This window comes from Candidatus Cryosericum septentrionale (assembly GCF_003570995.1).
GTDB lineage: Bacteria > Caldisericota > Caldisericia > Cryosericales > Cryosericaceae > Cryosericum > Cryosericum septentrionale.
The window spans coordinates 44,639-62,327 of record NZ_QXIY01000033.1 but is presented as its reverse complement, the minus strand read 5'-3'; the positions used below and the strand labels follow the sequence as shown (position 1 = coordinate 62,327).

Genomic DNA, 17,689 nt, shown 5'->3' with positions numbered 1-17,689 from the left:
TGCCGACAGCGGTCAGTCTACAGCAAGCCCTTCTTTCGGAGAAGTTCGACCAGGTCCAGCGCACGGTCACTGCCGCTGCGCTGGGGCGTAATCTTGTAGCCCATATCCCCAATAGCCTTGAACGCCTCAGCGTCCTCCCTGGTCACAGCTATCCACGGTAGAACCATCACATACTTCGTCCCCTGGACCGGAGCCTGATTGCCGACATTGATGCTCTTCGGCTTGAGCCCACCCTCCATAAGTGCCAGTGCACCCTGTGCATTGCGCGCAATGATAAGAACATTTTCATGGGCAGGATCCATCGAAGACAGCAGCTTCAAACCATCTGCAATAGTGACGACCGAAGTTGGGAGCCCACGCGCGGCCTGCGGCAGCACAATGCGCTGAATCGGATCGGCTGCGACCTTGTCGTCGGCAACAATAATACGCTTGGCGCCATAATAGCTGCACCAGGTTACGGTAACCTGTCCATGAATAAGACGATTGTCAATGTGTAGAAAGAATGCCATGATTCGCTCCTATCAGGTTGAAGATGGTGCTGCACCCATATCATTGTGACCCGGATTATTGTTCAATGCTTGACGCATTATTGCACTCAAACTCTGGATAGACTCCTTGCCTGCATTCATGGCCATTTCTGCAACATCGGTCAGTGTCATGTCGCCTCGGACAGCCAGAATCTCAAGGATCATCGGCAGGTTCACCCCTGTAATGATCTCTACACGGTCAGTCACGAGGTACGCCGCAGCATTGGAAGGAGATGCTCCCAGCATATCCACGAACAACAACGAGCCCGAACCCGTGTCCGTTTTGTCAATGGCCGTCTGGATGCGTTCCTTGAGTCCATCGATACTGTCTCCCTCACGAAGCGCTACAGTCTCGAACTGTTCCTGGGGTCCCGCAATGAGCGTGACGGCACTTGCAATGCCACCAGCAAGCTCTCCGTGGGTAACAACGACGATTCCAATCATAATGGATTCCTTTCCGATCCCGGCTGCCTACGCAGCCCGGGACGACATTTCGGTATGAAAATACGACTACAAAATCTTGAAAGCTCCCAGAATGATCCCGGCGGCAGCCAGAAGAAGCAGAACCTGAAGGTTGGTCCAATGCTTCTTCTTCAGCAGCCAGTAGACACAGAACACAAGAGCCAACGGCAACATATACGGAAGGATCTTGTCGAAGGTGTCCTGGATCTTGACGGATTGGACAACGTCTTTGCCCTCGATCATGACATGCTTGGTGATCTCGAGAGGAGTCTTCACTCCCGCCAGAATGCTCGGGATGAAGCCACCCATGATGAACAGAGCCGCTGTGCTGGCTATGTCGACGATACGGGTGATAGCGCCGCTGCTGACTTGCCGTACAAGGCCGAGACCCTGCTTGTAGCCAAGCCAGAATTCAGGGAATTCCTGGTAGAACCAGATGAAGCCAAGGAGCAGCATGAGCCAGGCACCGCCGACACTGCCCCGGAGAGCCAGCGACCCTGCAAACACGGCGAAGATAGGCCTCACCAGAATACCGTTGACGGTGTCGCCGATGGCTGCGAAGGGACCCATCAGGGAAACCTTCAGGCTGTCGCCCACCGCAGGCTGCCTCTTTTCCTCAAGAGCACAGTCGGCACCAAAAATCACCGGCCCACCGACAAAGGGGTGCGTGTTGTAGAACACCATATGACGCTTGAGAGCTGCAAAGTATTCATCCTTCTTCGGAAACACCTTCTTGAGGATGGGCGCAATGGACCACGCATAGCCAAGGGCCTGCATGCGCTCATAGTTCCAGGAAAGCTGCAGAGTCAGGTTGTGCCGCCACATGGCCTTGACGAGATCTCCATGCGTGACAGGGCTCTTGGTTTCCTCGACCTTCGCAGCGGTGGCTTCTTCAGCCTGCTGCTCACCAGTCTGGACGGGCTTGAGCGAGAAGTAGATGATGACCACCGCCAAGGCAGCAAGCGCGATGCCAACCAGCGGAACGTTCAGGTACGCGAACATGACAAAGCCCAGAACAAAGAACGACCACCACTTCTCGATGGGCAGGAAGGTCAGCAAGATGCCAAAACCGAGAGCCGGCAGGATGTGGCCCATGGTACCCAGGCCGCGGGTCAGCCAGGCCGGGATGTTGTTGATGAGGACTTGAATGGGCCCTGAGCCGAGCCACACAGCAAAGAAGACGGGAATGGCACGAGAGAGACCCCATGGAAGCTGACCCCACAGATGCCACCCCGAGAAAGCAGCATCGTCCTGCTTCTCCACGGCACGGTCCGCTCCATGGATAAACACAGTGGTCAACGAACGGCTGAGGACGTCGAGCTGAGTCATGAACAGCGAAACAGGGACTGCGACGGCCAAGCCAGCTGCCATTGCCTCTGTCGGGGCTAACTTGGACAGTGCAGCGAAGGCTGTGCCGACGATAGCGCCCGTGGTGTAGTCAGGGATCGTCGCACCACCGTATGACCACAGACCGAGTGACATCAGCTCCAGAGTCCCGCCGATGCCAAGACCCAAAGGAATGTTTCCAACAACGGCACCAACAAACAGCCCACTAACAACCGGGTCAGAGAGCAGCCAGGCAGGACCCAGCAGGGCAATAATCTGAATGTACGACCAGATCGCCAGAATCAGTGCAATTCCGATACCGTAACCGTTAGCCATGGACAAAACCTCCTCACCAGGATACCGTAATACCTCCAAGAGAACGTTCATCAGTCTTTAGCATCTCATTCATCGAAGCCCGGGAAGCGCTTGCGCGCCACTGTGCTCCACGATCACCTTCCACTCACATGCCTTTCACGCGACAACAGACAGCTACAACCGATTGCAACCCCTTATGGCCAGAATCATGAAAGTATCCTGGCTTCAAGATGTGGCTAGAAATCGATGCTGCAGAACCTCCTTATTTGTGTTCTCTGTTTCAACAGAATCATGGGTAAAAGTCAAATTTTCTTCCACCCCCTTTTCGCCTCTGATTCATTCCGCTTTTAGGCTAGCACTATGCTTATTAATGTCAATTATTAATGTCAATTATTAATGTCAAGTCTTCCGAAAAGTGTGCTTCCGCTGGCTTTCTAAAACCATTCTTTTTTAGGTTGTATCCCTGATGTGTTCTTCGGTAGTTGTAAGAATCCATAACATTATCCAGATCAGGTTGCAACTCCTCACTACGCTCATATCGCTTCTTTCAGAAGGCAACAGCGTAGAATTCGTCTAAGAGTGTTTTATTGAGCCTCTCTCCGTAACCATTGGTTCAGGGATGCTTTACTTTGGTCGTGGTGTGCTTTATCCCAAGTCTGTTGCATGTCTTCTCAAATTCGTGGTTTGGTACTGCTTCCTCATGCCAGGTCGTAGACTTTGCTCCACAATCGGTAAGGATTCTCTCTCTTTACTGGAACAACCTTCTTGGCAAGATGATTCTCTACAACTTCTGTAGAAACCTTGGTAGGTTTGTTATGGCCGCTATTCGGGAGTTCATGACATTCCTCCGTGTTGCTGTGCGTGTGGTTACCTATATTTTACACAAAGATGTCATGAACTTTTTATTTTTTAGGTATTGCACTTAATCTTACAATTCGTCCAATATAAAGAAAAAACTCTAGCAACCTGCCTCAAACTACGGTTTTTTCTTTGACTTGTTATTCTTTTGCTCTGTACTTAACTTCTTTAAAACTATAGAAAATATATGCGATAACAACTATATCAATCCTCCTCTTTTTTATTGACTTTACTGAAATAGTCTTTCAATTTGAGCTGAATTTTGGTTGTACATTGTCTTGTACATGAGCTGCCAGTAACTCCTAGCGCATAAAGCGTTAGGAGTTACTGGCAGCCTATAGTTATGGCTGCAACAGTAATCCGGTTATTTGGCCATTCCAGCGCTCCCACATACAAGCATTTTGGATTTTACCAGCCCTTTTACTGCAACTCTGGCTGCACCCATATATTTTTTAGGGTCTATATCACCAGGATACTCTACGAAATAAGTCTTTACCGTATCGGTAAAGGCAATTCTTAGCTCGGTGGCAAAATTGATTTTTGATATTCCTTTTTTTACACTATCTCTTATCACAGTGTCAGAAAGACCGGAGGCACCATGCATGACCAAAGGGATGGAAACCACCTTCCTGATATTCGCAACATGGTTTAGATCCAACTCTGGTGTTTTGGCATAAATACCATGAGCGGTACCTATCGCTATGGCCAGAGAAGAAATCCCCGTGCGCTCGACAAAATTCACCGCCTGATTGGGATCGGTATACTGATCTTCGCTGCATTCCGTGTCGTCTTCTTTCCCACCGATTTTTCCTAATTCCGCCTCCACAGGAACGCCGAAGTTCTCCGCGTATGCACATACTTTTTGTGTAACGCTTATATTTTCTTCGTAGGAAAGCGCAGACCCGTCAATCATAACCGATGTGTAACCACTGTCGATACACGCCTTCGCCAGTTCATAGCTGGCACTATGATCAAGATGGATCGCCACTGGCACGCTGGCGATAGCCGCGGCCGCTTTCACAATATTTGCAAAATAGACAGGCGGAAAATATTTCAGGGTAGAGGATGTGGTTTGGACGATTACCGGAGAGTTTAGCTCCTCAGCAGCATTGACAATGGCCCAAACCATCTCGGCATTTTCCGCATTAAAGGCGCCTACCGCATATCCACCTTTTTTGGCATCATTTAATATTCTTTTTGTTGTTACTAGCATATTAGCTTTCCTCCCGCTATTTTAATGTAATGTATGCGTCCAGTCCCGTAGGCATGTCAGGGTTTACTCCGATACGGATTGCTTTGGTCAGAGCTATCATTTGCATGGTGTATATAAATGGAATGCCATAGGCCTCAAAACGGCTGATCCCGCTGATGGACACATGAAAATCCGAGTTGTACTGATTTGACTTTTCAGAGCCAAAAGTGACTACCGTACCGCCATGTTTTTTTACATCGGCTATCATGCTTTGCTGGTAGCTACTTTCATTGGGCTGCACTGCAAAAATGGTAAGGGTTTTGCTGGAATTAAGCACTTTGGGGCCGTGACGATAATCCAGCATATTAAAGTATTTTCCACTGATAAGGGCAACCTCGGTAAACACTAGAGCACCCTCCTCCGCAATGCCGCAAAGCACGCCATCAGCGAGGACAACTACATCGCTGAAATCTCTTTTTGCCACATCCTCCAACAAAGGACGGTATCGATCCATATGTTTTTTGTTCTGGTCTATGGATTCCTTCACAGCAGCCCTTAGTTCCTGATCATCATAACAGGTGGCATTAATTAGAAGGGCGGAAGCATACAGATTGGTGACAGACCGTGTTTGGCAGACACTGCTGTCATATGCCCACGGCAGCACAATGCTTAAGTCGGATAACTTCGCCAGTTCATTCTTTTCTTTCATTGTGACAGAAATTACCTTGGCATTACTCACTCTTTTTATATGCTCGATCGCGCGGATAATCTCCGTAGTCATGCCAGAACGAGACAGTACCATCACAATACTGCCGTTGATGGTATTACTATAAGTACCAGGGTTAACTAAATAGTCTCCTCCCGCAATGGCTACAGCGGAAGTGTTGGGGCGACTGACGAACATACGCTCGCAGCTTTTGGATAACATATAACTGGAGCCGCATCCCATGAAAACAAATTTACGTTGTCTGTTTGCACGGAAGAATTCTTTCACTTCTTCCTCTTGTGCGAGTATTTGATGATAGGTTTTGCCCAGGGCGTCTCCGGTTGCCATGATTTCCTGTTCGGTTAAGTACATTTTTTTACCTCCCTATTCCTTTATTTAGTATGGCGGTTTGTCAATAAAATTGATCCTTCTGTTATGGGGTTGTTGCATAGATGTAGTCCTCTATGCAATGTATTATTATATCCTTTAATAAAGCTTCTGGATCATTTTTAAGCCTGTTATTTCTTATTTTGTCATATTGCAACGGCATAAACTGCTTAATCAAGGTCAAAGGGATTTTTACTGTTTTCAAGTTGTCTATAAGAAGCTTAACTGACTCTTTTACATCCTCCACAGGAAGATAATATCTGCACCTGTCCGAGTAACTATACTTTCTGGCAAACCTTATTTTATCTGAGTTCCCATGGTAATAGTTTCGCCAGTTATCAGGCTTTCTCAACATTTCCTTGTCAAGTGTTTCAATAAAATTGGAGAGCTGAATTTCAGGGTTATATCTAAACAACTCATTCTCCATATAATTCAAAGCAAATAAGCCTTCTCTAAGAGCAAATGTCAGAGCAGGTCCAACTTTCAATATGGCAATGCCGTCTTCTACCATTTCTTTTAAAGAATATGCGGTTTGATAATCTGTAGAATGCCCTTCAAATACAAAGCTTGGATATTTTTTAAGAGCTTTTATCAAATCCTTTGATTCTTCTCTGTTGTAACTATGGATCGTTTCATCTCCAAATTCAACACCAGGCTGCACAACCACTGCTATGACATTTCCCCATGCCCTCTCCAAATTGTTTCTGCGAAATGCCTCTTTAAAAGTATCAACAGTATTTTCAAAATCAGATACCTTTGTAACGTTTACCAAATCTTTTTTTTCCTGACTGCCTCCAGGAATTGGGACTTCACTTCCAATTATATAAACAGGGTGTACAGAAGCTGCATCTTTTTTTTGCAACTCTCCAAAGGCTTTTTCCGCTGCTAAACAAAGTCTAGCACCCCTATCCGCTATAACTTTTGTATTAAGGTGAGCAGAAGGGTTGTCTTCTTTCAATTGCATACTGGTATCAATGTGTATTTTTGTAAAACCTGCAAGTACATACTCTCGAATGAGTTCAGCAGATTTTTGCATTGCTTCTTGAGTATTTTCATTTTGCCAGGTAAGCGGTCCTAGGTGATCTCCTCCTAAAATTATTTTTTGAAATGGAAATTTCACCTTTTCTGCAATGGAATAAACAAATTTTCTAAAACCCTCCGGTTTCATTCCCGTATATCCGCCAAATTGATTTACCTGATTGGCCGTAGCTTCTATTAATGCATAGTCAGCATTTAAAAGAGCCCTTTCTAAAACTGCTTCAATTACATATTCATTTGCACTACAAGCAGAATAAATACCTTTGGCAATGCCATTTTTTTGACTTTTCACTATATGTATCAATGGATGTAAATTATCCACAATACTCCTCCTCACCATTATTTCAAATACCTTAATAAATCTAAAGGCTGACTTAATGCCAAATCAAGTGTTTCTACTTCTTCTTTACTTCCGAAACCATAGGCTGCTCTACAATAATACTATTATTTTCACTTCCTGCTTCAAAACCCTTGCACTTAACACCAAGCATCAGACAACTACCCTCTGGACCATTTTTTATTAGTGCTTCTACCGTGTCAACTCACGTAAAGATACTACGATCCGTGTCAAGAGGACAAACATAGATTGGCATCATGGTGAAGAGCCCGGTACTTCGATGTTGTCACATAGAGGTGGTGGGCGATGAAAAGAAGTTTTCTCATGCAAGCGACCAATGCAACTTTGGGCTTCTTGTGGTTATCGCTCACGAGATGCTTGTAGAACGCTTGTATGCACTCATTGTGTTGGATACTGTTCATACAAGCCAGGGAGAGGACCTTTCTGAGGAGAGGGTCTCCTGCTCTACTGATTTTTCTTCCGCCCTGGAGGGAAGAACCTGATTGCCTCTGTCCTGGGTCCAGTCCCGCAAGTGCTGTGATCTCATTTCTATGAGCACCAGGATACTTTCTGAAGAGGTACAGGAGACTCATGGCAGAGATGATCCCTATCCCGTTCATGGAAAGAAGATTGTGGAGGGCTTCTCGTGTCTCCTCATGATCCTCTGCAACTGCCCCCATCTCTTTCTCAAGCTGTTCCTCCATCGTACCAAGACGCCCCAGCTCCTTCTCCAGTGAGTCCTTCAGCTTCCTCGTCACACCACTTTTCTCCTCCAGAGCATGCACGTGGTTGGAGAGCATGGTCCTTGTCTTCTGGATGATCTCATAGCTCCCGAGGTATGCTCCGAGCTGTTCCGCTCTCTCGTCCATCGCAGGGATACAGAAGTCTTCTTCTGCGAGCAAGGCATGGAAGGCGGAGAGCATCTTCGCATCAATGGCATCTGTTTTCGATCTGTTCCCCAGCACTTTTGCGAAGTTCGCACTCTTCTTTGGATTCACCTCATGAACTTTGAGTTCATTCTCTGAAGCAAATACACGCAGATAGTTGGAATAGGGCCCTGTTGGTTCATAGATGAACCTTACTTGCTGATTCCACTCTCCTCCATACCTCTTCTTGAGTAACTTCTTCAGGGTTGTTAGTCTTCTTTCGTTTGGAACTTCCTCCTCCTGTGTTCCATCCCAGAGCTCCAACGATTGCTTTGAAACATCAATGCCGATATACTCTGTCATACGAAACCTCCTTGCATATGAGGAGAGTTTGTAATGGGTTGCCCTTCCATGAGTGTTTCATTTCGTCCACAACCCAAGCTGGAAGAACCTTCTTCCGCTTCTGATACTACACAAACTTTGGAAGGGCGATCCATCTATCGTACAAGCTCATGAGGATCCCTCATTGCTTCAATGTACGTACGGTCTACCCATTCCTCTCATCCATATGACTCTCAATAGTATCTCCCTCCATCGTACGAGAATGTACGTGAACCATCAGGTCGTGAACTCTCCAGAAACGGAGGCGTAGCTGCCACCGTTGATGACCAAAGATTGTCTCCTTTTGGCAATTGCATTCAGGTGTTCCTGGCAGTGGAGGATCTCGTGGTGCAGGCTCGTCAGGTCCAGTGCTGCACATGTTGATCGCAACTGTTTCTTTGTCTCTTCTGGAACATCCATCCGTGCCAGCATCCTGGCACAGGGAGTCTGTGCTTGGTCATACACCTTGGTGATGTGGCTCCCGGTCCTCTCCTTGTGGAGGAGCTTCTGACTGGGAAGGAACCAGTTTACCAGGAGATGCAGTGCCTTGTACAACCGGTTCAGGAGGTTCACCTCTTCCTGGGTGTCATGCCGGTCATACCCCACAAACTTGCGGATGATGGAGTTGTTCTTCTCCTCCACATGGGCGCCCCGTTCTTGTGATACGGACGGGACCGGGTGAAGGTGATCCCCCTGGTACGGCAGAAGCGGACGAGATGTCCGTTCATAAATTCACTCCCGTTGTCGGAATGGAGAGAGACCACATGCCTTGGGTACCTGTGCAGGCAGGTCTCCAGGGCAGCGACCACATAGATCTCTGCTTTCGTGCGGACGGCTCCTGCCTCGGTCCATCCGGTGCTCCGGTCGGTGACGGTCAAGGTCCAGTTGAAGTCATCCACCGCTTGTCCTCCGTCATGACCCACCAGGTCCACGGGGGACGCCAAGGATGGGGAGAGGAGGGTCCATGCACGTCTGAACGGGAATCCTGCCACCCAGAGGAGTGCTCCGGGTATAGGAGACTTCATGCAGGCGGTACATGTGCCGCTCTGTTGCCAGAAGTCTCCCGATGGTGGCAGGACTCATCTGGAGGAGCAGCTGCCGGGTCTCCTCATCGACATGGAGATGCCCATGGGTCATGAGGTTCTCCACGAAGAGGGCCATGCCTGCTGCCAGACGGACCGGTCCCAGGAACGTGCTTGCACTCCAGACGGTGATCAGTGCCTGCTGGACAAGAGGGCCGTACCAGGAAGGACAGTACCGGTGGATATGCTTCGTGGGATCAGCGACCAGGATCTCCTCTCCCAGGAGGTACCGCTGTCCTGCCTGCTGCAGGACACGGGCAGCATGTCTCCTGCAGTATCCCGCCTCCTCACGGAAATCGTCCAACACCTCCGACTTCCTTGTCTTCCCTGCCTTCAGATATGCCTCTGCCTTGACCATCGTGAGTTTCTTGCCTTCCTGGAACCGCCCCTCGGATTGGACTAATATCCTCGGGGGCATCGTAAGCTCCATTCCCGCTGCCCTGTTCTCATCCCAAGGACCAGCAGTATTCTGTCATTCTTCACCTCCGTTTTCTCATGAGTTGACGGAGACATTTCACGTACATTATTGATGAGTCGATGCGAGATTTACCAGTTAAGTATTTGATCTTTATACTGTTGCTTTAATTTGGCATTATGCTCTTCGCCTCCATCTACATTGGCTGCAACATAGATCGGTGGAGTGATGCCACGCTTCAATAATTCCTCGATAGTAGCTGTGATCAATGCGTGTAGCAGGGCGGTGCTAGTAACGCCCGAAGCTGGAGTAAATCTCTCCGCGACACCTTCTACTTCTATGACAGCATCGCCCTTGTCTACCTTATTATCCAGAACCACGTCGGCATACTCGTACATTTTCCTGCCAGATGAGTGACGGGACGTAACCCCTTCCGTATATTTCCGGGAAGTGACCCCTATTACCTTGGTTCCACGCTCTTTAGCAATCTTCGCCATTTCAATTGGCACTGCATTACGTCCGGAGACGGAGACGAGAATGAGCACATCATCTTTTTGAGTAGGATAGTTATCTAATAACACTTTGGCGAGTCCCTCTAATCGTTCCAATCCAGAAGTCATTGTGACCGGGTGAATATCCAGAGAGGCAATGCCTGGTGCAAAAATAGGGTTGATCAACATTAGACCACCAGCGCGATAATAGATGTCCTGGACGGGCAAGGAAGAGTGCGAACAGCCAAATGCAAAAATCTTGTGGCCTTTTTGAATAGCATCTGCCATCATATTGGCAGCCTGATTAATAGCATCTTCTTCTTCAACACTGATCTTTTCAATTAGGTTAATTACTTGCTTTAAATACTCCTTTGACAATTTTGACATTTAATGTACCTCCTCTATCGTTTTATTTTATTATTTTATTTTCCCAAAAACAAGTTTGCCTTTTACCATAGTTGCCACTACTTGATATCGTTCATCAAAAAAAGTAAGATCTGCATCTGCTCCTGCCCGAATCTGGCCCTTACGATCCTGTATACGCAAGGCTTCTGCTGGAGAATAAGTGGCCATTGTAATGGCATCCTGGAATGAAATCTGAGCAAATTTAATTACATTCCTAATGGCCTGATCCAGCGTCAAGGTACTGCCAGCAAGTCCGCCGGATGAGGTTCTAGCAATGCCACCGTTAACTCTAATTATCATGTCACCAAGCTCATAATTACCGTCCGCCAAACTAGTGGCACGAATTGAATCAGTAATCAATATAGTACGGTGAAAACCTTTGGCGCGGATAATTAACTTCACAACAGCAGGATGGACATGAACACCATCTGCAATTACCTGAGCATATATGCGGTCATCTGTCAGGATGCCTCCTACTGTGCCGGGTTCACGATGATGAAGTCCCTTCATGCCGTTGAATACGTGAGTAGCTTGTCGCACACCCAAGTCTGCTGCGTGGATAACCTCTTCATAGGATGCGGCGCTGTGTCCAATTGCGAACTCAGCGCCGTTGTTCACTCCATATTCAATTAACTCTTGGCTACCTGCCAGTTCTGGAGCAATAGTAATTAGGCTGATAATATCAAAATCAAACCATTTTTTATACTCATTTCTATCGGGCAAGCGTAATACATTTGGTGACTGTGCACCTCTAAACTCCTGAGACAAGTATGGTCCCTCCAGATGCACTCCGAGTACCTGTGCACCAGCAACTTTGTTTCTATTTTGAGTTACATTTTTCAGAGCTTTGAGAATTTCTATTTCACTTGCAGCCAAGGTGGTGGGGTAAAAAGCAGTCACACCATGTGACGCATAAAAGTTACTCATTTTGTTAAGGGACTCTAAGGTCGCATCCATTGTATCTCCACCCCAGGCACCATGGGTATGTACATCGATTAAGCCCGGTGTGACAATCAATTTTTCTAAGCGGATGTATTCAAAATCTGGAAAAAATTTAGCCTTATCTGCAGCGATCAAATCGATAATTTTTCCATCTCCTATCTGAATGGCAGTGTTTTCTAAAAGATTGTAAGGGGTAAATATCTGATAGGGATGGATGATCACTTTCATATCACTAATAATTAAACTCCAAATAACTTAGCGACTAGCCATATAACAGTGCTAGGAATAATTGCATCGGGACAAGTAAAGCCAAGACTAGTAGCACCAAGAGCGCTTAAGTTTCCAAAGACTTGAAACTTATAAGCAAAACTAATCATAAGCCAACCTACGAATCCCCAAACGAAACCGCCAAGCCATGCACCTCTTCTGCCACCGGTAGCGTTACCAAAGATGGCACCTGAGCCGGAAGCGAAGAAGGCTGCAATCATGCTGGGCAGCGGTATAGGCCAGCCTATTAAAGCAAGAGTGATCATTCCAACTACCTGACCAATAACGCCAGAGATTAAGCCATACACTAGGGAATTGGGAGCGAATGGATATATTACTGGACAGTCAAGTGCGGGGATGGCACCCTTGATGAATTTTTCGCCGATACCTTTGAAAGCAGGGACGATCTCAGCAATCAACATACGCACGCCTTGTAGTAAGACAAGTACACCAGCTGTAAATCCAAGACCTTGAAGTATGGCAAATACCACCCAGTTCTGGCCTCCACTGACTTGTTTTTCAACTGCTGCTGATCCAACTCGAGCCACAGCCATGATTCCAGCTATTAAAGATACAATAAGCATGATGAGAGAGATGGAAATTGCCATGTCACGGAAAAAACTTAGGGAATCCTTGACTTTAACCTTTTCTGCAGAATCTTCTGGCTTGCCAACGAGTTTACCTAGCCAGGCACAGACCATGTTCAGAGAAGTCTGTCCATGACCAAAAGCAACATCATTTGTACCAGTGATCTTACGCATAATAGGTTGTGCCAAAGCAGGAGATAAAGTCATATATAAACCATCTACAATAGATGCATAAAGGACAACTTGCCATAGAGGCAAGCCAAAAGAGTGAAAGAGAAGAGCGAATGCTCCTGCATGGATCCAAATCATATGACCAGTTAAGTACAAATATTTGAACTTGGTGAAGCGTGCAAGAAGAATATGAATGATGTAACCAAACAGCATGGTTAAGGCAAGTTCAGTGCCAATATTGCCAATATTGCCAGATTGAACAGCACCAACTACACCTTCGTCAAATGTAACAAAAGTGATTAGTTTGCTGCTAGTAGGGATACCTAACTGAAACAATTGCTGGATAGGATTTAATGCAGCAATTAAAGCACCAGTACCAATACCCAGGATAAGTAGTCCCAATACAGTCTTAAAGGTGCCTGATATTACTTCACTTGCAGGCTTTTTCTGCAGGAGCAGACCAACCAAAGCAATTATACCAAGCATAATCGCGGGTAATGTAACAAACGCAATAATTGCATTTATAACTCCCATTCTTTACCTCCTATTTTTTAGATTATTAATAATTTACCTTTTCTCTATACAAAAATTTAACTTTTTTCTTCCCCGATTTCATCACCTCCTTTCCTTTGCTCTGCTTTCTCAATCGCATCCAGAACCTTCTCCCTTATTTCTTGCTTGTCAACAAGATTTCTAATCAATACTACTACACAAGTGCTGCTTTTTAGGTGCCGCTCCATGTCAAACGGTGCAACAACAATATCTGTGGAAGCTTCTTGGCCTTTGAAAGAACCTAGATCAGTGGGTACTACTTCTACATTCTTCATTTTGTTTTCTTTAAGAATATCCTCAATAAAAAGTTTCAACATCATACTCGTTCCAAATCCCATTCCGCACAATGTAGTAATACGCATTTTTCTCTCCTTTCTTAATCCTATCTTATTAATGATATAATCAAATTATACAATTCTTTAGAGCTCTTGGTTTTCCTGATCTTAGTTAAGTACTGTTGGTTCGAGAGTAGGTTTGCTAGCTCAGCGAGTGCTTTGATATGACTTTTTCGGTCACGAGCTCCTAAAACAATTACGATATCAACAGGATCATTCTGCGAATTAGCAAAGGCTATAGGCTTTTTTAGGGTAACAAACCCAATACAAGTCTTAATCACACTGTTTCCCGGATGTGCGTGTAAAAGAACGATGCCAGGAACAACAACCTGATATGGTCCTAATTTCGCAAAAACATTCTTCATCGCCAATATATAATCACCTGTGATCGAGCCAGACTTGACTAACAGATTACCAACATAATCAATAGCCTCATTTCGATCAGCTACCTGCGCTTTCGCTTTCACTGCGTTCTTAACCAATAACTCTTTTAATGAGTATTCCATAAATTGCCTCGTTTAGTTTTAAATTTTAACAACTGCTGATAAATTATGAGGTTTATCAGGATTTAATCCCCTTTGTAAAGACTAAGTCTTCTCTTAACATATCTTCAAAGTTCACATTATCCTTCTTAAGGTAACGATATTGGTTTGCGTTCAAATGTCAATCAGATATTTATTATGATAGGAAAGAAATTGTGGTATTTTTTTTGACTATTTGTAGAATTATTACTTTATAAAAACTTTTTCAATTGTTTGAGGAGAATAACACTGCAGTAATTCATTAGCTACTTTATAATCTCTTAATTTTTGTATCACCTCATAAAACTCTTTTCCGTCTTCTTCTTTCCCCGTTAAAACTGGCGTTATTACAATTCTTACATCCAAGGATTTTTGTGGGTTACCCATTTCCCGAAACTTAACGGGATTTTTGAGGGTTGCAATTGCAAGTCCTTTCTTAATTGTAAACTCTGGACTTGTGTGAGGGATAGCAATTGGGATGTCTGTATTTATACCTGTTGGAAATTTCTTTTCTCTTGATAAAATGTCTTCCACTAACCCATCTTTTGCAAACCCATTTTTTATGAGCACATTTCCAAGGAGTTTAATGACTTCTCTTGATGAATTAACACTAATTTGCAGGAAAATTAGCCTCTCATCGAACACACCTTCTTCTGCTATATCACTTGTCAACTCTCCTTTTCGTATTTTTAGTATCTCTTTGATTAATTTTCTATCTTCTGTTCTTAAAAATGGAGAGACAACAGCATAAGGAATCTTTACTCCTTTTACTCCTGATAGCGGCACTGTAGAGATTATAAGGTCTACTATCTGTTGGATTTCCCCTTCTTCAAGCTCTTTAATCGACCCAACCTGAACTATTTCAATTTCCGGGATTTCATTAGTTAATTTGTAGTATAATAGTTTTGAAGTTGCAACACCCATTGGACAAATAACTACAACTTTTCTTTTTGTTGGTTGTTTTATTTTTTCAAGAGAAGCCGCAATATACATTGCGATGTAGCCTTTTTCTTCATCGGGCATTTCTAAATGAAATCTATCTTTGATCATTTTAGAAGCCCTTTCTGCAATAGCGTAAGCGATGGGATATTCTTTCTTAACCATCTCCAATATAGGGTTTTCTATTTTAACGCCCATTTTGATCTTTGTGATTGTAGATTCGAGATGATGAGCTAGCATTGAGACGAATTCACCCTCTTTGTCTATTGGCAAACCCAATAATCTACCGGCTAACTGTGCAATTTCCTCTGCAATTCTCTTGAATTGCGAAGTGGTTGTAAAGCCTCTTGTGCCTTCCACATCCTGCGTTCTCGAACCAATAAACTTTAATGTCAAATATGATATTTCGTCGTCCGTAAACCTTACTTGAGATTGATCCTTGAGTGAAGAAATACTGCTTCCTACAATTGGGGATATTGGGTTGGATAGAATTTCAGTAATCCTTTTTGTTTCAAGGTTTATTTTGTGGTCTCTCTTTATACGCTTAATAGATACTGCGAGAGAAATTGCAAGGTTCAGCAAATCTTCATCAACAAATCTCTTCTTGATGTGTGTTTGAACCTCATCTATGCATTTTTCAATTGCATCTAAGTTTGTATTCTCGAAAACTCCAAGCAGATTATGTCTTAGATTTCCCTGTGAAAATTCCAAAGCCGCCGTTTGAAATTCAAACTCTAAGAAATTCTTGATGGAGTCTATTGTGGCATCTCTTATGTCTTCTTCGTCTCCCTTAATATAATAGCCAAAACCAGGTTTTCCGAAAACCTCAATTCCTTTTTTTGAAAGCCACTCTTTGACTTCACGAATGTATTTGAGAGTAGTAGGTCTTGAAATATCAAGCGTTTCGCACAAATCTTCAATCGTCGGGATTCGTTCCTCAGAAAGGAAACTTTCTGCTATGTACCATATTCTCCTTTTTCTGGGAAGGATCCTATTTCCAAGGGAATTGAGCTTTTCCCTGAGGTTTTCTTTTTTTTCAGGAGGGCCATCTATTCTTAAGCCTATCTTCGGCTTAGCTATGAGCGACAATCCATTTTCTTCTAAGAACTTTCTAAACTGAGGAATGTCCTTTCTGAGGGTGTTGATATTGACATCGATTTCTTTGGAAATCTTAGACGGAGAAACAGGATACTTCTGTGCGAGAAGATACAGAATAACTTCAATATCTCTCCCTCTAATCTCAACCATAAATTAAGTCTACACCATATTTGGCAGATTCTTGTATGAGCGCATCACCTCATCCAAAATGGAGGTCGAGGAGGGCACAATGCTGCTGGCCCTTCGAGTGGGAAAGAAACAGCGGGAATGGAGCTCACGATGGTCAAAGCACGAACATGTCTGAAGGCGAGGAAAGCAAAGAAGTCGGTGATGCTGGACGACTTCTGTGAATCCACTGAGTATTGCAGGAGATATGCGGCCCGTGTCCTGCACCAGGCTGGACAGCGGTACGTTCTGAGAGAGACCATCCTGGTGGCTGACCCCACGAAGCATATCCACCAGTACCGTCCACCTCGGTATGGTCCTGCGGTCCAGAAGGCACTGATCGCCATCTGGAGTGCAAGCACGTTCCTGGGTCCTGTCCGTCTGGCAGCAGGCATGGCCCTCTTCGTGGAGAACCTGGTCACCCATGGACATCTCCGTATCGATGAGGAGACCCGAAGGCTCCTCCTCCAGATGAGTCCTGCCACGACCCCGAGACTCCTCTCTGGAGAGCGAAAGAGGTACCGTCTCCATGGGATCTCCCATACCCGGAGCACCCCGCTGCGGGACAGGATTCCCATACAGACCTGCATGGACCCTCCCCTGGATCTCCCTGGTGTCCTGGCCGTGGACCTGGTGGGTCATGACGGAGGACAAGCGGTGGATGACTTCAACTGGACCTTGACCATCACCGACCGGAGCACCGGATGGACCGAAGCAGGTGCCGTACGGACGAAAGCAGAAGTGTATGTAGTGGCTGCACTGGAGTCGTGTCTCCGCAGGTACCCAGGGAGAGTCATCTCCCTGCATGCGGATAATGGGTCTGAGTTCATGAACGGCCATCTCGTCCGCTTCTGGCATACCCGGGGGATCACCTTCACCCGTTCCCGTCCGTATCAGGGGAACGACAACGCCCATGTGGAAGAGAAGAATAACTCTGTCATCCGCAAGTTCGTGGGGTACGACCGGTATGACACCCGGGAGGAGATTGATCTGCTGAACCGGCTGTACAAGGCACTGCATCTCCTGGTAAACTGGTTCCTTCCCAGCCAGAAGCTCCTCCACAAGGAAAGGACCGGGAGCCACATCACCAAGGTGTATAACACAGCACAGACCCCCTGTGCACACATGCTCGCACGGCAGGATGTCCCCGAAGAGACAAAGAAACCTCTTCTTGCCACCCGTGCAGAACTGGACATGACCAGCCTCCTCCATGAGATCTTCCTCTGCCAGGACCAATTGGATGCAATTGCCAAAAGGAGGCAGCCGTTGGTCATCAAAAGACGTGGCAGCTACGCCTCCGTTTCTGGTGAGTTCACGACCTGAT

The 17,689-nt window shown here is 45.7% G+C and carries 17 protein-coding genes; 1 reads left to right on the top strand and 16 read right to left on the bottom strand.

The annotated features are described in order from the left end of the window. Positions 1–17 precede the first annotated feature (17 nt). The 16 genes from SMC1_RS07725 to SMC1_RS07650 form a co-directional block, all read right to left on the bottom strand. A complete protein-coding gene (locus SMC1_RS07725) occupies positions 18–509 on the bottom strand; it encodes a PTS system mannose/fructose/N-acetylgalactosamine-transporter subunit IIB (RefSeq protein ID WP_119086205.1) in 492 nt (163 codons plus the stop codon). Positions 510–521: 12 nt separating this feature from the next. After that, positions 522–971: a PTS sugar transporter subunit IIA gene (locus SMC1_RS07720; protein ID WP_119086204.1), complete on the bottom strand. Its 450-nt coding sequence runs from the start codon at positions 969–971 to the stop codon at positions 522–524. 66 nt (positions 972–1,037) lie between these two features. Continuing rightward, positions 1,038–2,651, bottom strand: a complete 1,614-nt coding sequence (locus tag SMC1_RS07715; protein ID WP_119086203.1) for a PTS system mannose/fructose/sorbose family transporter subunit IID — start codon at positions 2,649–2,651, stop codon at positions 1,038–1,040. A gap of 1,201 nt (positions 2,652–3,852) precedes the next feature. Next, the gene (locus SMC1_RS07710) at positions 3,853–4,701 is read right to left on the bottom strand and encodes a class II fructose-bisphosphate aldolase (protein ID WP_119086202.1); all 849 of its coding nucleotides are present in this window, start codon (positions 4,699–4,701) and stop codon (positions 3,853–3,855) included. A 16-nt stretch (positions 4,702–4,717) separates the two neighbouring features. Then, entirely contained in the window at positions 4,718–5,758 is a 1,041-nt protein-coding gene (locus SMC1_RS07705) for an SIS domain-containing protein (protein ID WP_119086201.1), read from the bottom strand. A gap of 61 nt (positions 5,759–5,819) precedes the next feature. Next, entirely contained in the window at positions 5,820–7,133 is a 1,314-nt protein-coding gene (locus SMC1_RS07700; protein WP_119086200.1) for a class II D-tagatose-bisphosphate aldolase, non-catalytic subunit, read from the bottom strand. A 245-nt stretch (positions 7,134–7,378) separates the two neighbouring features. Beyond that, positions 7,379–8,377, bottom strand: a complete 999-nt coding sequence (locus tag SMC1_RS07695; RefSeq protein WP_119086199.1) for an IS110 family transposase — start codon at positions 8,375–8,377, stop codon at positions 7,379–7,381. A gap of 255 nt (positions 8,378–8,632) precedes the next feature. Continuing rightward, positions 8,633–9,037 (bottom strand): hypothetical protein, encoded by a 405-nt coding sequence (locus SMC1_RS07690; RefSeq protein ID WP_165849329.1) that lies wholly within the window; start codon positions 9,035–9,037, stop codon positions 8,633–8,635. Further along, complete coding sequence (locus tag SMC1_RS11295) at positions 8,965–9,420, bottom strand: integrase catalytic domain-containing protein (RefSeq protein ID WP_119086197.1); 456 nt, start codon at positions 9,418–9,420, stop codon at positions 8,965–8,967. Before SMC1_RS11295 ends, SMC1_RS07690 begins: the two co-directional genes overlap by 73 nt. Then, positions 9,308–9,895 carry a hypothetical protein gene (locus SMC1_RS10360; protein ID WP_126855191.1) on the bottom strand — a complete coding sequence of 196 codons (588 nt, stop codon included), beginning with the start codon at positions 9,893–9,895 and terminating at the stop codon, positions 9,308–9,310. The genes SMC1_RS11295 and SMC1_RS10360 overlap by 113 nt, the downstream gene beginning before the upstream one ends. A 128-nt stretch (positions 9,896–10,023) precedes the next feature. After that, positions 10,024–10,770 carry a sugar isomerase domain-containing protein gene (locus SMC1_RS07675; protein ID WP_119086195.1) on the bottom strand — a complete coding sequence of 249 codons (747 nt, stop codon included), beginning with the start codon at positions 10,768–10,770 and terminating at the stop codon, positions 10,024–10,026. A gap of 30 nt (positions 10,771–10,800) precedes the next feature. Next, positions 10,801–11,958: an N-acetylglucosamine-6-phosphate deacetylase gene (gene nagA, locus SMC1_RS07670; RefSeq protein WP_119086194.1), complete on the bottom strand. Its 1,158-nt coding sequence runs from the start codon at positions 11,956–11,958 to the stop codon at positions 10,801–10,803. An 11-nt stretch (positions 11,959–11,969) separates the two neighbouring features. Next, positions 11,970–13,289 carry a PTS ascorbate transporter subunit IIC gene (locus SMC1_RS07665; protein ID WP_119086193.1) on the bottom strand — a complete coding sequence of 440 codons (1,320 nt, stop codon included), beginning with the start codon at positions 13,287–13,289 and terminating at the stop codon, positions 11,970–11,972. 56 nt (positions 13,290–13,345) lie between these two features. Next, on the bottom strand, positions 13,346–13,669 hold the full coding sequence (locus tag SMC1_RS07660) for a PTS sugar transporter subunit IIB (protein WP_119086192.1): 324 nt from the start codon (positions 13,667–13,669) through the stop codon (positions 13,346–13,348). 20 nt (positions 13,670–13,689) lie between these two features. Beyond that, positions 13,690–14,148: a PTS sugar transporter subunit IIA gene (locus tag SMC1_RS07655; RefSeq protein WP_119086191.1), complete on the bottom strand. Its 459-nt coding sequence runs from the start codon at positions 14,146–14,148 to the stop codon at positions 13,690–13,692. A gap of 222 nt (positions 14,149–14,370) precedes the next feature. Beyond that, on the bottom strand, positions 14,371–16,350 hold the full coding sequence (locus SMC1_RS07650) for a BglG family transcription antiterminator (protein WP_119086190.1): 1,980 nt from the start codon (positions 16,348–16,350) through the stop codon (positions 14,371–14,373). Positions 16,351–16,479: 129 nt separating this feature from the next. Here SMC1_RS07650 and SMC1_RS07645 point away from each other — a divergent pair, with 129 nt between their 5' ends. Beyond that, positions 16,480–17,688, top strand: a complete 1,209-nt coding sequence (locus SMC1_RS07645; RefSeq protein ID WP_165849327.1) for an integrase catalytic domain-containing protein — start codon at positions 16,480–16,482, stop codon at positions 17,686–17,688. The last annotated feature ends 1 nt before the right edge of the window (position 17,689 follow it).

Bases quoted from the DNA above. Each gene is read 5' to 3' on its own strand.
- SMC1_RS07710 (WP_119086202.1), bottom strand. From the start codon at position 4,701: ATGCTAGTAACAACAAAAAGAATATTAAATGATGCCAAAAAAGGTGGA.
- SMC1_RS07645 (WP_165849327.1), top strand. From the start codon at position 16,480: ATGGTCAAAGCACGAACATGTCTGAAGGCGAGGAAAGCAAAGAAGTCG.
- SMC1_RS07650 (WP_119086190.1), bottom strand. From the start codon at position 16,350: ATGGTTGAGATTAGAGGGAGAGATATTGAAGTTATTCTGTATCTTCTC.
- SMC1_RS07665 (WP_119086193.1), bottom strand. From the start codon at position 13,289: ATGGGAGTTATAAATGCAATTATTGCGTTTGTTACATTACCCGCGATT.
- SMC1_RS07720 (WP_119086204.1), bottom strand. From the start codon at position 971: ATGATTGGAATCGTCGTTGTTACCCACGGAGAGCTTGCTGGTGGCATT.
- SMC1_RS07660 (WP_119086192.1), bottom strand. From the start codon at position 13,669: ATGCGTATTACTACATTGTGCGGAATGGGATTTGGAACGAGTATGATG.
- nagA (WP_119086194.1), bottom strand. From the start codon at position 11,958: ATGAAAGTGATCATCCATCCCTATCAGATATTTACCCCTTACAATCTT.
- SMC1_RS07725 (WP_119086205.1), bottom strand. From the start codon at position 509: ATGGCATTCTTTCTACACATTGACAATCGTCTTATTCATGGACAGGTT.
- SMC1_RS07655 (WP_119086191.1), bottom strand. From the start codon at position 14,148: ATGGAATACTCATTAAAAGAGTTATTGGTTAAGAACGCAGTGAAAGCG.
- SMC1_RS07675 (WP_119086195.1), bottom strand. From the start codon at position 10,770: ATGTCAAAATTGTCAAAGGAGTATTTAAAGCAAGTAATTAACCTAATT.
- SMC1_RS07705 (WP_119086201.1), bottom strand. From the start codon at position 5,758: ATGTACTTAACCGAACAGGAAATCATGGCAACCGGAGACGCCCTGGGC.
- SMC1_RS11295 (WP_119086197.1), bottom strand. From the start codon at position 9,420: ATGAAGTCTCCTATACCCGGAGCACTCCTCTGGGTGGCAGGATTCCCG.
- SMC1_RS07715 (WP_119086203.1), bottom strand. From the start codon at position 2,651: ATGGCTAACGGTTACGGTATCGGAATTGCACTGATTCTGGCGATCTGG.
- SMC1_RS10360 (WP_126855191.1), bottom strand. From the start codon at position 9,895: ATGCCCCCGAGGATATTAGTCCAATCCGAGGGGCGGTTCCAGGAAGGC.
- SMC1_RS07695 (WP_119086199.1), bottom strand. From the start codon at position 8,377: ATGACAGAGTATATCGGCATTGATGTTTCAAAGCAATCGTTGGAGCTC.